The sequence below is a fragment of the Paenibacillus sp. TAB_01 genome (genome assembly GCF_043945595.1).
Classification (GTDB): Bacteria; Bacillota; Bacilli; order Paenibacillales; family NBRC-103111; genus Paenibacillus_S.
In genome coordinates, this window is sequence record NZ_JBIFNP010000001.1 from 2,371,255 (window position 1) to 2,387,193 (window position 15,939).

General features: G+C 51.6%; 11 protein-coding genes and 2 pseudogenes. All 13 read left to right on the forward strand.

The genetic code is table 11. From position 1 onward, the window contains the following. The first annotated feature begins 50 nt into the window (after positions 1–50). The 13 genes and pseudogenes from rseP to ACHHV8_RS11620 all read left to right on the forward strand — a co-directional run bounded on the left by rseP (position 51) and on the right by ACHHV8_RS11620 (position 15,861). Positions 51–1,306, forward strand: a pseudogene (gene rseP, locus ACHHV8_RS11560) (RIP metalloprotease RseP). A gap of 53 nt (positions 1,307–1,359) precedes the next feature. Then, positions 1,360–2,808 (forward strand): proline--tRNA ligase, encoded by a 1,449-nt coding sequence (gene proS, locus ACHHV8_RS11565; RefSeq protein ID WP_395158402.1) that lies wholly within the window; start codon positions 1,360–1,362, stop codon positions 2,806–2,808. Positions 2,809–3,029: 221 nt separating this feature from the next. Continuing rightward, positions 3,030–7,343, forward strand: a complete 4,314-nt coding sequence (locus ACHHV8_RS11570) for a PolC-type DNA polymerase III (protein ID WP_395158403.1) — start codon at positions 3,030–3,032, stop codon at positions 7,341–7,343. 166 nt (positions 7,344–7,509) lie between these two features. Beyond that, positions 7,510–7,968, forward strand: coding sequence for a ribosome maturation factor RimP (gene rimP, locus ACHHV8_RS11575; protein WP_395158404.1), 459 nt, complete (start codon positions 7,510–7,512; stop codon positions 7,966–7,968). 39 nt (positions 7,969–8,007) lie between these two features. Beyond that, complete coding sequence (gene nusA, locus ACHHV8_RS11580) at positions 8,008–9,105, forward strand: transcription termination factor NusA (RefSeq protein WP_395158405.1); 1,098 nt, start codon at positions 8,008–8,010, stop codon at positions 9,103–9,105. A 36-nt stretch (positions 9,106–9,141) separates the two neighbouring features. Beyond that, complete coding sequence (gene rnpM / locus ACHHV8_RS11585) at positions 9,142–9,456, forward strand: RNase P modulator RnpM (RefSeq protein ID WP_395158406.1); 315 nt, start codon at positions 9,142–9,144, stop codon at positions 9,454–9,456. Continuing rightward, a complete protein-coding gene (locus tag ACHHV8_RS11590) occupies positions 9,446–9,772 on the forward strand; it encodes a YlxQ family RNA-binding protein (protein WP_395158407.1) in 327 nt (108 codons plus the stop codon). Before rnpM ends, ACHHV8_RS11590 begins: the two co-directional genes overlap by 11 nt. Further along, positions 9,765–12,564: pseudogene (infB, locus tag ACHHV8_RS11595) on the forward strand (translation initiation factor IF-2). The gene ACHHV8_RS11590 and the pseudogene infB overlap by 8 nt, the downstream one beginning before the upstream one ends. Before the next feature lie 6 nt (positions 12,565–12,570). Next, a complete protein-coding gene (rbfA, locus tag ACHHV8_RS11600; protein WP_395158408.1) occupies positions 12,571–12,927 on the forward strand; it encodes a 30S ribosome-binding factor RbfA in 357 nt (118 codons plus the stop codon). Next, entirely contained in the window at positions 12,924–13,925 is a 1,002-nt protein-coding gene (locus ACHHV8_RS11605; protein ID WP_395158409.1) for a DHH family phosphoesterase, read from the forward strand. The genes rbfA and ACHHV8_RS11605 overlap by 4 nt, the downstream gene beginning before the upstream one ends. Further along, positions 13,922–14,851: a tRNA pseudouridine(55) synthase TruB gene (gene truB / locus ACHHV8_RS11610; protein ID WP_483874878.1), complete on the forward strand. Its 930-nt coding sequence runs from the start codon at positions 13,922–13,924 to the stop codon at positions 14,849–14,851. The genes ACHHV8_RS11605 and truB overlap by 4 nt, the downstream gene beginning before the upstream one ends. 58 nt (positions 14,852–14,909) lie before the next feature. Continuing rightward, positions 14,910–15,746 (forward strand): riboflavin biosynthesis protein RibF, encoded by an 837-nt coding sequence (ribF, locus tag ACHHV8_RS11615; protein WP_395158410.1) that lies wholly within the window; start codon positions 14,910–14,912, stop codon positions 15,744–15,746. Continuing rightward, complete coding sequence (locus ACHHV8_RS11620; RefSeq protein WP_395158411.1) at positions 15,700–15,861, forward strand: riboflavin kinase; 162 nt, start codon at positions 15,700–15,702, stop codon at positions 15,859–15,861. The genes ribF and ACHHV8_RS11620 overlap by 47 nt, the downstream gene beginning before the upstream one ends. The last annotated feature ends 78 nt before the right edge of the window (positions 15,862–15,939 follow it).

A 15,939-nucleotide genomic window follows, 5' to 3' on the forward strand; every position in this document is an offset into this window, starting at 1 on the left:
ACCTGGAACTTGTCTAGAGGAATCGATTGCTTAAGGGAGGACGTTGCGAATTGGCTACATTGCAGAATGCATTTCAAATTATACTCTTGTTCTTTGTCCTGGTGACAATACATGAATGGGGTCACTTTTATTTTGCCAAGCGCGCCGGCATTCTCGTCCGTGAATTTGCCATCGGCTTTGGGCCGAAGCTGCTCTCATTTAAAAAAGGGGAAACACGCTATACGCTTCGGCTGCTGCCGATCGGCGGTTTTGTCCGCATGGCCGGGGAAGATCCGGAAATCGTACAAATCAACCCGGGACAGCGTATCGCTTTAGCGTTGAATAATAATGAAGTAACCCATATTTATTTAAATGAATTCGATCAGCGTTCGAATGCGGTTGAAGGTGTTGTGGAAGATATCGATCTGGAAAGACGTCTGTTTATCAAGCTCGATGTTGACGGTGAAATGAAGCAATACCCGGTCCGATCCTCAAGCTATGATGGTCAGCAAGGATAAGGAAACGCAAATCGCGCCATGGGACCGCCAATTCGGCAGTAAAACCGTGGGACAGCGCGCGCTTTCTATTTTTGCCGGACCGATGATGAACTTTATTTTGGCGTTTGTGCTTTTTGTTTCCGTCGTCTTTATGGCGGGCGTGCCGGATAAAGTGAAGATTCAAAGCACCGTACCCGGTTCTCCGGCGGAGAAGGCGGGACTGATGGCTAACGATATCATTGTTAATGTGAACAATGAGCCGATAGGTGCCGACCGCAATAAATTAACGACATTAATTAAACAGTCGGTCAACAAACCGATGGTTTGGGTTATCGAACGGAATAAAGAGCAGCTGCGCAAGGAAGTGACGCCTGAGGATAAAGGCGGCGGACTTGTCGGAGTTACGCTGATGGCAGAGACAAGAAAAGCTTCGGTAGGCGACGCCTTCAGCAACGGCTGGAGCAGTATGACCTCTGCCACGATGTCGATTCTGGACAGCTTCGGCAAGCTGGTTACGCTGCAGTTCAAAATGGACGATTTGGGCGGTCTAGGTCCGGATCGTGGAGTTTACGAGCGAACAGGCAAGCGCAGGGCTTGCTCAATATACATTCTGGGCAGGGCTGATGAGCTTGTACCTGGGCTTGTTCAATCTGCTGCCGTTCCCGGCTTTGGACGGAAGCCGTCTTGTATTTCTCGGTTTTGAGGCGCTGCGCGGCAAGCCGGTCGATCCGAACCGCGAGAGCATCGTCCATTTCGTCGGCTTTGCCATGCTGATGCTGCTTATGATTGCCGTCACGTATAACGATATTTTACGATTAATCAAAGGTTAACGCTCGGCGCCCTATAAGGTGCAAGTTGTTAGTTTAGGGGGATTACACGGATCATGTCCAATGAAAAGCAATTTGTGAAGGAGATTACTCCTCAGGGCGAGGATTTCTCCAGATGGTATATTGACGTTATCAAGAAAGCGGATTTGATGAGCTACTCGCCTGTCCGGGGATGTATCGTTTTTAAACCGGACAGCTATGAGATCTGGGAAAATATTCAGCGTGAGCTGGATGCAAGATTCAAAGCGACGGGCCACCGCAATGCGTATTTCCCGATTTTTATTCCGGAGAGCTTCTTCAATAAAGAGAAGGAGCACGTGGAGGGCTTCAATCCCGAGCTGCCGTGGGTAACGGAAGCGGGCGGAGAGAAGCTGGAGGAAAGACTGGCCATTCGTCCGACATCGGAAACGATGATTGGCCATATGTACTCGGAATGGATTAATTCGTACCGTGATTTGCCGCTTCTGATCAACCAATGGGCGAATGTGGTGCGCTGGGAGAAGCGTACGCAGCCGTTCCTGCGGACAAGCGAATTTTTGTGGCAGGAAGGCCACACCGCCCATGAAGATGAGGCTGACGCGCGTCGCGAAACGATGCAGATGCTGGAAACGTACCGCGATTTTGCCGAAAACTTCCTTGCGATTCCTGTTATTGTCGGTCAGAAGACCCCTTCGGAGAAATTTGCCGGTGCTGTGGACACTTACTCCATTGAGGCGATGATGAAGGACGGCAAAGCTGTTCAAGCCGGAACTTCTCACTATTTGGGCACCAACTTTGCGGTTGCCTTCGATATCAAATATTTGGACCGCGAGAACCAGCACCAATTCTGCCATACGACTTCTTGGGGCGTAAGTACCCGCCTGATCGGCGCGCTCATTATGGTCCATGGAGATGACAGAGGCTTGGCTATGCCGCCGAAGGTGGCTCCGACTCAGGTCATTATGATTCCTATCGGGCCACCGAAGACGCGGGAGCAGGTCGTTGGCCGCGTCAATGAGCTGTTTGCCGAGCTGAAGCAGGCAGGGGTACGCGTCAAGGTCGATGACCGTCCGGATCAAAGCCCGGGCTGGAAATTCAATGAGTACGAAATGCGCGGCGTACCGGTTCGCGTTGAGCTGGGTCCGCGTGATATGGAGAACGGACAAGTCGTGCTCGTTTCCCGGATTTCCGGCGAGAAGCGGATTGTGAAGCAAGAAAATTTTGTCGAAGAAGTGCAAAACATGCTGGCGGAAATTCATCAACAAATGTATGATAGAGCTAAGCAGTTCCGTGATGAGAATTTCACCTCGGTAGACACTTTGGATGAATTCAAAGCATTCCTGGAGCACAAGCGCGGCTTTGCGCTGGCAGGCTGGTGCGGCTCCGATGCTTGCGAGGCCCAAGTGAAAGAGGAAACCGGCGCAACAAGCCGGAACATTCCTTTCGAACCGGCAGAGCACAAGAGCACATGTTTGGTATGCGGCGAGGGTGCCAAGCATACCGTCGTTTTCGGCAGAGCTTATTAATTGAGGTTTGGAACATAAGGGCAAATCGGACATCTTCATCTCCTGTTTGCCCTTTGTATTTTTTCAAGGATCAGCAGGCTGCGTTATCGGATCTTCCGGCTCCTGGTGAGGGCATGCAGGACGGATGCCGTAATGCCATGGGTAAGCATCGGAAGGCTGCAGCATGGGCAGGAAGGCGATAACAGGCCGCTGATTCCTGGTTTATTTGGGGGAGGACGTTCATGAGCAGTACAGCACTGAAGAGAGAGCGTTTTGAGATGCTAATGCAGCAGGCGCATGTTCCGGCGGACATCATCCAAGCCTTTTTTCAGGACGGCTATATTGATCGGGTGGAAACAAGCCGCAAGAATAGGGAATGGACGTTTTTTATTGCTAAAACTACGATCGTACCACAGGATATTTACCGCTCCTTTTGTAAAATGATCCGGGACAAGTTCGCTCATATTGCGGCGATCCGGTTTATGCTGCGGTACAGCGAGGATGTGAACCCGTCCGAGGTCGCCCATGAATATTGGGGCATGTTCGTGGAATGGGTGCAGCGGGAGGCGACATCGGTCAACGGCTGGATGTCCCGCGCCAAGATTGAGGTGCAGGGAACGCAGCTGACCTTGATTTTATTGGATTCGATCGGCTTGGAGCTGGCCAAGAAGAAGAACATCGGCCAGTGGGTTCAAACGTATTTTCATGATTTTTTCGGTATCGACCTGCAGGTTCGCTATGCGATGAACGAAGCGCGTGAGGAAGAGTACGAGAAGTTCGCTCAACAGATCGTTGAGGAAGGCAAGGTTGTAACGCAGGAGATTATGACGTCCATCGAAGCGGAGGCGGAAGCGGAAGGCGACGGCTTGTCCGATGCGGAGATCAAGCTTATGGTGGGCTATGATATCAAGGATGCGCCGATTCCGATTCAGATGGTGCAGGATGAAGAAAAGAAAATTACGGTACAGGGCTCCGTATTCGGCATTGATTCCAAGGAGCTGCGCAACGGCAGTACCCTGTTTACGTTCAATATAACGGATTTTACGGATTCCCTGCAGATCAAGGCGTTCGCGAAAACAAAGGAAGATGTCAAAATTTACAGCCTCATCCAGAACGGCACCTGGCTGAAGCTGCGAGGTAAAGTAGAGTATGACCGGTTTATGCAGGTTCCGGAGCTCGTTATGATTCCTAATGACATCAACGAAGTGATGGCCCCGCCGGACCGTAAGGATGACGCGCCGGAGAAGCGGGTAGAGTTCCACCTGCACACGACGATGAGTACGATGGACGGCATTACGCCGGTGGATCAATATATTAAGACGGCCGCCAAATGGGGACATAAGGCGATAGCCATCACGGACCACAGCGGAATCCAATGCTATCCGGATGCGCACAAGGCCGCGAAGAAGCATGGAATTAAAGTAATTTACGGACTTGAAGCGAATGTTGTGGATGACGGGGTACTCGTAACGGTTAATCCAAGGGGACAGGACCTGAAGGAAGCCGAGTATGTCATATTCGATATCGAGACGACCGGTTTATCGATTGTCAATAATAAGATTATCGAGCTGGCCGGCGTGAAAATGAAAGACGGTAAGGAAATAGACCGTTTTGCGACCTTTATCAATCCGCATGAGAAAATTCCTTATAATATTCAGCAATTAACCAATATTACCGATGAAATGGTGCACGATGCGCCTGAACTGGAGGAAATGCTCCCGAAGTTTATCGAATTCGTCGGCGACAGCATTCTTGTTGCGCATAACGCGCGATTCGATATGGGCTTTATTCATGCCAACTGCAAGGCCCTCGGACTGCCGGAGGTGCGTAACTCTTCGCTTGATACGCTGGAGCTTGCGAGGCTGTTATTTCCTACGATGAAGAATCACCGGTTGAACACGCTGGCCGACAAATTCAAGATCGGTCTGGATAACCATCACCGCGCGATTGACGACTCGGTAGCGCTTGGTCATATTTTGTTCCAGCTGATTAAAGAAGCGGTCGACAACGGATATAAGACATTGGATCAGCTTAACGATAACGTAGGGAAGAACCTGAGAAACACAAGGCCGTTCCACTGCTGTATTTACGCGAAGGACCAGGTGGGCAAGAAAAATCTGTTCACACTTGTTTCCTTGTCGCATACGGAATATTTTCACCGGGTTGCCTGCATTCCGAAGAGCGTGCTGACGACTATGCGGGAAGGCTTGATTATTACTTCTGGCTGCGAAAAAGGCGAGTTTTACGAGGCTGTGCTCAATAAAACGGTGGAAGAGGCGGAGCAGGTTGCCGAGTTCTACGACGTTCTTGAGATTCAGCCGCTGACGGTCAATATGCATTTGGTCGACAAAGGCCTGGTCGGCAGCAAAGAGCAGCTGGAGGACGCGAACCGCCGCGTGCTGCAGATCGGACGCAAGCTGAATAAACCGGTCATTGCGACGGGGAACGTACATTACTTGCAGCCGCGCGATAAAATATGCCGTGACATTACGATCCACGGTATTACAGGCTTTAGCCCGTTGAAAGATATCCGCAAGCCGGACGTTCATTTTCGGACAACGAAGGAAATGCTGGCTGAGTTCCAATATTTGGGCGAGGAAGCCGCCTACGATGTCGTCATCAAAAATACGAACGAGCTTGCGGATCAGTTTGAGTCGCTTGAGCTCTTCCCCGATAAGCTGTTCACGCCGATTATCGAGGGGGCCGATGATGAGATCCGGACCAAATGCTACGATACGGCCAAACGTATTTACGGCGACCCGATTCCGGAAGTCGTCACCGCGCGTCTGGAGAAGGAGCTTGTGCCGATTATTAAATACGGCTTCTCTGCGAACTATTTGATTTCCGAGCGGCTTGTAAAAAAGTCCAACGAGGACGGGTATCTGGTCGGTTCCCGGGGCTCGGTAGGGTCGTCCATTGTTGCCACGTTCCTCGGCATTTCCGAGGTTAATCCGCTGCCGCCGCATTATGTATGCTACAGCTGCAACCACAGCGAATGGATTTTGGACGGCAGCATCCCGAGCGGCTTCGACCTGCCGGATAAGGATTGCCCGAACTGCCATACCAAGATGAAAGGCGACGGGCAGGATATCCCGTTCGAGACGTTCCTTGGATTTAAAGGGGACAAGGTTCCTGATATCGACTTGAACTTCTCCGGGGAATACCAGCCGGTTGCGCATAACTACACGAAAGTGCTGTTCGGACCGAAAAACGTGTTCCGTGCCGGAACGATAGGTACGATCGCCGAGAAAACGGCGTTCGGTTACGTCAAGAAGTTCGAGGAAGATCAAGGGAAGAAATGGCGCGGAGCGGAGATTAGCCGTCTTGCCTCCGGTTGTACCGGCGTCAAGCGAAGCACGGGTCAGCATCCCGGCGGTATCGTCGTCGTGCCGGATTACATTGATGTCAATGACATTACGCCGGTGCAGTACCCGGCCGACGATACCAGCGCGGAATGGCAGACGACGCACTTCGACTATCACGCCTTCGATGCGAATCTGCTCAAGCTCGATATCCTCGGTCATGATGATCCGACCATGATGCGGATGCTGCAGGACTTGACGGGTGTCGATCCGACCACCATTCCGATGAACGATCCCAAGGTCATGAGCATGTTTAACTCGACGAAAGCGCTCGGCGTGCCGCCGGAGAAAATCCGCACGCCTGTCGCGACCTATGGCGTACCGGAGATGGGGACCAAGTTCGTTCGTCAGATGCTTGAGGAAACGCAGCCGACCTCCTTTGCCGACTTGCTGCAAATTTCCGGTCTTTCGCACGGAACGGGCGTATGGCTTGGAAATGCGCAGGAGTTGATCAAGAAAGGCACCTGCACGATCAAGACCGTTATCGGTTGTCGTGACGAGATCATGCTGTATTTGATCTATAAAGCGGGGATGGATGCCAGTCTCGCCTTTAAAATAACGGAAAGCGTTCGTAAAGGGAAGGGGCTTACCCCTGAATGGAAGGAAGACATGAAGAAGCACAAGGTGCCTGCATGGTACATTGAATCGTGTGAACGCATCGAATACATGTTCCCGAAAGCCCATGCCGCGGCTTACGTTATTTCGGCCGTGCGTACGGCATTTTTCAAGCTGTATTATCCTATCGCTTACTACGCAACTTATTTCACCGTACGTGCCGAGGATTTCGAACTGGATCTTCTATGCCAGGGCTACGACGCGATTCTGCGCAGGCTGATCGAGATTGAGGAGAAGGGCTTCCAGGCGCTGCCGAAGGAAAAAGCGATGATTTCCATTCTGGAAATGGCTTTGGAAATGACGGCTCGGGGCTTCTCCTTCAAAAATGTCGACCTGTACCGGTCCGATGCGACGAAGTTTCTGGTAGACGGCGATTCGTTAATTCCGCCATTTTCGGCGGTTGGGGGAATCGGGGAGAACGCGGCGAAAAATATCGCGGCGGCCAAGGATGCGGGCCCTTTTCTGTCGATCGAGGATTTCCAGGTCCGAAGCAAAGCCTCCAAGACGATCGTCGAGCTTCTGGGGGCGCTGGGCTGCTTCCGCGGCCTGCCGGAGTCGAACCAGCTATCGCTATTCTAAATCAACACAGCACTCATCATATTGCATACCTATAAGCCTTATGGTATAATCTTCTTTGGTAACAATGTTATATGTTCCGATCTTAGAGAGTGGGGAAACCCACTCTTTACATTTTGTTACAGACAAGAAAGCATAAGGCTTTCTTTAATCGATAGGAGGATGCTGGTTGATTTCGCAAATCAAACCCGTAGTTGAAACACTGCTTCAACCTTTTATGGAAGAAAACGGATTCGAATTGGTCGATGTAGAGTACGTCAAGGAAGGCAGCAACTGGTTTTTACGCGTCTATGCGGATAAAGAAGGCGGCATCGATATTGATGATTGCGGCCGGATCAGCGAATATTTAAGCGATCGTTTGGATGAGAAAGATCCGATTCCTACCGCTTATTTCTTGGAAGTCTCTTCTCCCGGAGCGGAGCGTCCTCTGAAAAAAGTGCAGGATTACCATAAAGCCGTTGGCGAGCATGTTTTCGTTACGACTTACGAGCCTTTTGAAGGACTGAAGGAATTTGAGGGACTGCTGCAGTCGTTCGACGAAGAGACCGTTGCGGTTGAAGTAGGAAAGAAGACCTACCGCATTCCATTCAACAAAGTTGCCAGCGCCCGGCTGGCCATTGTGTTTTAATTATCGCGCCGATTTTATGAGAGGGGGAACTCCAGTCAAATGAATATGGATTTTATTGAAGCACTGTCGGAGATTGAGAGAGAAAAAGGAATTGCTAAGGATATTTTGATTGACGCTATTGAAGCGGCGCTGATCTCCAGTTACAAACGGAATTTTAACACAGCACAAAACGTTCGCGTTGATATTAACCGTCATACGGGACTTATTAAAGTATACGCTAGGAAAACCGTTGTGGATGACGTACTGGATCCGCGGCTGGAAATCTCTTTGTATGCAGCACGTGAACTGAACCAAAACTATCAGCTAGGCGACATCGTTGAGATTGAAGTGACGCCGCGGGATTTCGGACGCATTGCCGCTCAAACGGCTAAGCAGGTTGTTACTCAGCGTATTCGCGAGGCGGAGCGGGGTTTGATTTACAACGCTTTCGTCGATAAGGAAGAGGATATCGTAACCGGTATCGTACAACGCCAGGATTTGCGCAATATCTACATTGATTTGGGCAAAATCGAAGCGGCGCTTCCTTTGACAGAGCTGATGCCTACCGATAAGTTCAAACAGGGAGACCGTGTCAAAGCCTACATTACGAAGGTGGAGAACACGACAAAAGGTCCCCAGATCATTTTGTCACGTACCCATCCGGGGTTGTTGAAACGGTTATTCGAGCTTGAGGTACCGGAAATTTTCGACGGCGTTGTTGAAATTCGTTCCGTAGCCAGAGAAGCAGGTTTCCGTTCCAAGATCGCGGTTTATTCGCGTAATGCCGAAGTCGATCCGGTTGGTTCCTGTGTCGGCCCTAAAGGCATGCGCGTGCAGACGATTGTTAATGAGCTGAAGGGCGAGAAAATTGACATCGTTCGCTGGGTCGAACAGGTTGATGAGTACGTCGCGAATGCGCTCAGCCCTTCTAAGGTGCTTGAGGTAAACGTATTCGAAGCGGAAAAAATGGCCCGCGTCATCGTACCGGACTATCAATTGTCCTTGGCGATCGGTATCAAGGGACAGAACGCCCGCCTGGCGGCCAAGCTGACCGGCTGGAAAATAGACATCAAGAGCGAAACTCAGGCTGAACAAGAATATGGACGGCCGAAAACATTTACCGAAGAAATGCACCAGGATTCCGTCAGTATCGATTGAGCTTCTGGTAATCGGACTAGTAGAGGGTGATCACGGATGAAGCAAAGGAAAATTCCTCTTCGCAAATGTGTGGCGTGTCAGCAGATGATGCCGAAGAAAGAATTGATCCGCGTTGTCAAAACGCCTGCGGACGAGATGCTTATTGATTTGACGGGCAAAAAAGCGGGACGCGGCGCCTACTTGTGCGGCAAGCTTTCCTGCTTTAAACTGGCGAAAAAGAGCAGGGCGCTGGATCGGGCTCTCAAGCACGCGGTCAGCCCTGAAATCTACGATGCTTTAGAGCAAGATTTCATCAAGGTGGAAGATGAATTCATTGCCGGCAAGGAAGCGGCGGTGGACGATGAAGAATAACTTTTTCAATAATTTAGGAATGGCCATGCGGGCGGGGAAAATCATTACCGGGGAAGAATCCGTTATTGATGCCGTCCGCAAAGGCGAAGCCAAGCTCGTGATCGTAGCGGAGGATGCTTCTCCGAATACGAGCAAGAAGATTCAGGATAAATGTAACACTTATAGGGTTCCCCTACATCAGTACGGCAGTCGTGAGCAGTTAGGAGCCAGCATCGGGAAGGAAACACGGGTGGTAGTCGCCGTGTCTGATGCGGGGTTTGCGAAAATGCTGAGAAAAAGTCTGGAAAATCGTACGGAGGTGGACAGTATTGACTAAACAAGACAATAATAAAGACAAACTAAGAGTGTACGAATATGCCAAGTCTCTGAACATGAGCAGCAAAGAAATTATCACTATTTTAAAAAGACTGGGCATCCCGGTTAACAATCATATGAGCGTAATGGAGAACGATACTGTGGACAGTGTAGAAAAATTTTTTAAAGACGTGAAAGCAAACGCAGCAGCCAAACGCGATGGCGCTAGCGCATCGGTAAGTACAGCGAGTGCAGCAAGCACCGCAGCCTCTAAAGAATCGAGCCAGCCTGCAGCAGCGTCTGCACCACAGGCACAGGCCAAGCCAGCATCAAATTCACAGCCCTCTGGCAATGCTCCTAGATCCAACGGAGCACCTCAAGGCCAAGGCAATGGATCCTCCAACAGAGGAGAGGGCCAACAGCGCTCGGGATACCAAGGTCAAGGCGGAGGCAACCGCGGACAGCAAGACCGCAGGCCTCAAGGTCAAGGCGGCGGTTATCAGCAGCGCAGCGGTCAGCAAGGCGGAGGCGGCTATAGCCAACAGCGCTCCGGTCAACAAGGCGGCGGCTACAATCAAAACCGCGGCGGCCAGCAAGGGGGCACAAGCGGCTCTCAAGGCGGGCAAAACCGTCCTAACGGCGGCGGTGGCCAGCAAGGTAACCGCGGCGGCGGCTATAACAGCAACGGCGGAAACAACCGTCCTGGCGACCAACGCTCGGGTTCAGGCAACCGCCCTCAAGGTCAAGGTCAAGGTCAAGGTCAAGGCGGCTATTCCGATCAACGGAAACCGTTTGAACAGCGCAACGGCGGTGGCAACCAAGGCCAATTTAACCGTTCGATCGGCGTAACTCCTCCTAAAACGAATGGAGCGGTTGATGTCGAACAGGATGACGCATCGAGAGGGAAGACAACCAAGAAGACGAAGCCGAACCAAAAGCGTTTTGACGACAACAAGGTAAGCACCTCGAGAGGTCGCTCAGAACAATAGAGGCGGCAACAATCGCAACCAAAGAGGCGGCAGATATCAGCAGGAGCCTGTTAAGAAAGAGAAAATCGACAACACGCCTAAGAAAATTATCGTTCGCGGAACGATGACGGTGGGCGAATTGGCGAAAGCTTTGCACAAGGATGCTTCCGAAGTCATCAAGAAGCTGCTGTTCCTTGGCGTCATGGCGACAATTAACCAAGAGCTTGACCTGGATGCCATCCAGCTGCTGGCGACTGATTACGGCGTTGAAGTAGAACTGAAAATTCCGGTAGAGGAAGACAAGTTCGAACAATTCGAGGAAAAAGACGATGAAGCGGACTTGATCGAGCGTCCGCCAGTAGTAACCATTATGGGTCACGTTGACCATGGTAAAACGACATTGCTCGACGCGATCCGCAAAACAAGCGTTACCGAAGGCGAAGCCGGCGGGATCACGCAGCATATCGGTGCTTACCAGGTTGAAGTTCACAATAAGAAAATTACGTTCCTGGATACGCCGGGTCACGAAGCATTTACATCCATGCGTGCCCGCGGTGCGCAGGTTACGGATATTACGATCATTGTTGTTGCAGCTGACGACGGTGTTATGCCGCAAACGGTGGAAGCGATCAGCCATGCGAAAGCAGCTAAAGTGCCGATCATCGTTGCTGTGAACAAGATCGATAAAGAAGGCGCAGATCCGGATCGGATCAAGCAGGCTCTGACTGAGTATGAGCTGGTACCGGAAGAATGGGGCGGCGACACGATTTTCGTCAGCATTTCCGCCAAACAGCGCATCGGTCTCGAAAACCTGCTGGATATGATCCTGCTGGTTGCCGAGGTGCAAGAACTGAAAGCAAACCCTGACAAGCGTGCCAGAGGTACGGTCATTGAGGCGGAGCTGGACAAAGGTAAAGGTCCGGTGGCTCGTGTCTTGATCCAGCATGGTACCCTTAAAGTCGGCGACAGCTTTGTTGCCGGTGTTCATTTCGGCCGCGTCCGCGCCATGGTGAACGACCGCGGCAAGAAGCTGAAAGAAGCGGGACCGTCGACTCCGGTGGAAATTACGGGCTTGACCGAGGTGCCTCAGGCAGGCGATCCGTTCATTTGCTTCGAGGACGAGCGTAAGGCCAGAGCGATTGCCGAGAAACGCGCCGTGACCTTGAGACAATCCGAAATGGGTGCGAATGTACGTGTTACATTGGACGATCTCTATAAGCATATTAAAGACGGCGAGATCAAGGATCTTAACGTTATCATCAAAGGCGACGTACAAGGCTCCGTCGAAGCACTGCGCGGTTCGCTTGAAAAAATCGACATCGAAGGCGTACGCGTCAAAATTTTGCATCACGGTGTAGGGGCTATTACGGAGTCCGATGTTATTTTGGCTTCCGCATCCAACGCGATTATTATCGGTTTCAATGTGCGTCCGGAGCCGCAGGCTAAAAATACGGCGGAACAGGAAAAGGTGGACATCCGCCTGCACAGCATTATTTACAAAGTAATGGAAGAAATCGAGCACGCGATGAAAGGGATGCTGGATCCGATCTTCAAGGAAGTCGTGATCGGTCAAGCCGAAGTGCGTAATATTTTCAAAGTTTCCAAAATCGGGGTTATTGCCGGATGCATGGTTACTTCCGGGAAAATCGCACGTAACGCCCAAATGCGCTTAATCCGCAGCGGTATTGTTGTCTTTGAAGGAAATATCGATTCCCTTAAACGATTTAAGGACGATGCCAAGGAAGTATCCCAAGGCTACGAGTGCGGTATATCTCTTGATAAATTCAACGATATTAAAGAGGGCGACGTCATTGAAGCCTTCGTGATGGAAACTGTTGAGAGGTGATTGGGCATGGCGCGTGTTCGCGTAGGTAGAGTCGGAGAACAAATCAAGAAAGAACTTAGCCAAATCATTCAGTCGGAGTTAAAAGATCCGCGCATCGGCTTCATTACGGTAACCGGTGTGGACGTGACGAACGACCTGTCCCAGGCCAAAATTTTTCTGAGCGTCCTGGGTACGGATGAGCAGAAGGCAGAAACGTTGAAGGCGCTGGGCCGCGGCAGCGGGTTTATCCGTTCCGAGCTCGGCAAAAGAATCCGTCTGCGCAAAATTCCGGACCTTATTTTCCGCTTTGACGCTTCGATTGATTATGGCAGTCATATCGAGAAGCTGCTCGGTCAAATCAACGGGGAGAACGTCCAGCCATGACAGAGGCCGGCGTTCCTCTCGAGGCTTATTCGAAACAACTGCAGGAAGCGGCCCGCTTTATTCAAGAAAAGGATGATTTTCTTGTGGTATCCCACATCCAGCCGGATGGGGATGCCGCGGGCTCCACTTATGCTGTAGCCTGGATGCTGAGCGCCTTAGGTAAACGGTTTACTCTGATGAACGAGGGGCCGATCCCGGGCAAGTTCCTTTATATGGCGGCAGGCAAGCATGAAGTGTTAAGCTATGAAGCTCTGCCGATTGCCGAGCTGTTTAACCATGTAATTGCGGTGGATTGCGCCGATTTTTCCCGGATCGGGAAGGTTCATCAAGTTTTCGCCGAGGGTGCTTCTCTATTAAATGTAGATCATCATGCAACCAACGATCGCTTCGGGGCCTGCAATGTCATCCGGTCGGATGCCGCGGCAACCGTCGAGATCTTATATGATCTCTCGCTTGAACTGGGGATATCGCTGTTTCACGAGCTGAACGTTTGTATCTATTCCGGTCTTCTGACGGATACCGGAGGGTTTCGTTACGCTAATACGACTCCGAAAGTGATGCAAATTGCAGCAGATTTGCTGCAGCGGGGCGTGCAAGGCCACGAACTCGCCGAACGGCTGCTGGAAAAGCTGACCTATCCGCAAGTAACGCTTCTTCAAAGAACCTTGAATTCGTTGAGCTTCGCGCATAACAATCAGGTAGGCTGGCTTGCGGTAACATTGGACGACTTGGCTGTAACCGGCGCTTCCGGCGAGGATCTGGACGGGCTGGTCAATTATCCGCGGAATGTGGAGGGCGTCGAGGTCGGACTTCTTTTTAAGGAGAGGGACGGCATCGTAAAGGTGAGTCTGCGCTCCGCAGGAAAGGTAGACGTGGCTCAGGTGGCCCAAAGCTTTGGCGGCGGCGGACATGTCCGTGCGGCAGGCTGTGCCGTGCAGGGAACGTTAGAAGAAGCGATTGAGCGGGTCGTAAAGGAAGTAGGGCTGGCATTAGCATGACCATGGATGGATTGGAAGGCGTATTACCGGTGTGGAAGCCTGCGGGCTTCACTTCGCATGATGTTGTAGCCAAGCTGAGGCGGATCCTCCGAATGAAGCGGATCGGTCATACCGGAACCCTGGATCCTCAGGTAACCGGCGTTTTGCCGCTCTGTTTAGGGAGAGCCACACGGCTTGTAGAATATATTCAAGAGCTTCCCAAGGAGTACGAGGCTGCGCTCAAAATCGGTTATGCCACGGACACTGAAGATGCGGGCGGTCAAGTTATTGCACGAGCGGATCAAGAGGTACGCTTAACCGAAGAGCAGGTACGGACGGCAATTTTTTCGTTCATAGGTGACATCCAACAGGTGCCGCCTATGTATTCCGCTGTTAAGGTGGACGGGAAGCGGCTGTATGAGCTGGCACGTCAAGGCATGGAAGTAGAGCGAAAGTCCCGAACGGTCACCATACACGATATCCAGATCCTGCAGATGGATTTGACGCAGGCGTATCCGGAGGTGCGGTTTCGCGTGCAGTGCTCCAAAGGAACTTATATCCGGACGCTGTGCGTAGATATCGGTAAGGCATTGGGTTATCCGGCCGTGATGTCCGAGCTTGTGCGCACGTCTACGGGCAACATCCGGCAGGAGCAGTGCCTGACGCTGGAGCAGATCGAGCAGCTGCAGCAGCAGGGGACGCTGGCGGACAAGCTCATTCCGGCGGAAGCGGCCCTTGCTCATATGCCTTCCGTGCATTTGAACGAAGTGCAGACGAAAAAGGCACTGCTTGGCCAAAAGCTGGTCGTGCCTCCGCCAAGTAAGCAGATGACGGACGAAGAGTCCGGCGATCTTTATGCCGCCTATGCCGCGGATACGCGGTTTATCGGGATTTTCAAATGGAATCTCAGCAGCGGAGAGCTTCACCCGGTGAAAGTATTTTCTTGAGCTGTTAAGCCCTTACGAAAGCTTCGTTTCAATAGAATTGTAGGTGACGACGGAAACTATGCAATCTATAAAGTTATCATATCCTATCAGCGCGTCCGACTCGCAGGCGGTTAAGCAGCCTCAGGTACTGGCGATCGGGGATTTCGACGGCGTGCATCTAGGTCATCAGGAAGTGATCAAACGTGCGCTGGAGGACGGGAAGCGTCTTGGCATCCCGACGTCTATCATGACGTTTCATCCGCATCCCCGCGAGGTGCTCGGCCAGCAAAAGTACACCACCCTGCTGACGCCAGTCAGCCAAAAGCAGCGGCAGCTGGAGCAGCTGGGCGTGGATTACCTGTATATCGTTTCGTTCGACGCGGATTTGATGAAGGTGACTCCCGAGCAATTCGTGGAGCATATGCTGATCCCGATGCAGGTGAATACGGTTATCGTCGGCTTTGACTTTACCTTCGGCTATTTGGGCGCAGGGACGCCGGATACATTGTGCGAGCTTGCACACGGCCGTTTTGCGGTGGAGATTATCCGCCCGTTTCAGCGCAACGGCAGCAAGGTCAGCAGCACGCTCGTTCGCGAGCATTTGCTGGCGGGACAGGTCGAGGAGGCCAATGCCTTGCTCGGCCGGCCTTATGCGGTCAGAGGAACCATTGTCACGGGAGACGGCAGAGGCAGAACCATCGGTTTTCCTACCGCCAATGTTGAATTACACGAGCCGTTCGTCACGCCCGCATTAGGGGTTTACGCAGTTCGGGCCGTGCTGGACGGCACAGCCTATAACGGTGTGATGAATCTCGGGAAGAAGCCGACCTTTGTGGATAATTTGGAGAAGCCGACCTTGGAGGTCCGATTTGTTCGATTTTTCCGAATCCGTCTATGGGAAGGAACTGACTATTGAATTCATCTCTTACCTGAGACCGGAACGCAAATTCAGTGCAATTGACGAATTAATCAGCCAGATTCACCGGGATGCGGATCAGGCAAAGACCTTATTAACCAGCGGCCGGGGATAATTCGGGCATTTATTTTACTTTTATGCTCTACCTGTGCTATACTAAAACTCGTTGTGGATCGATAGATCCGTCAGCATG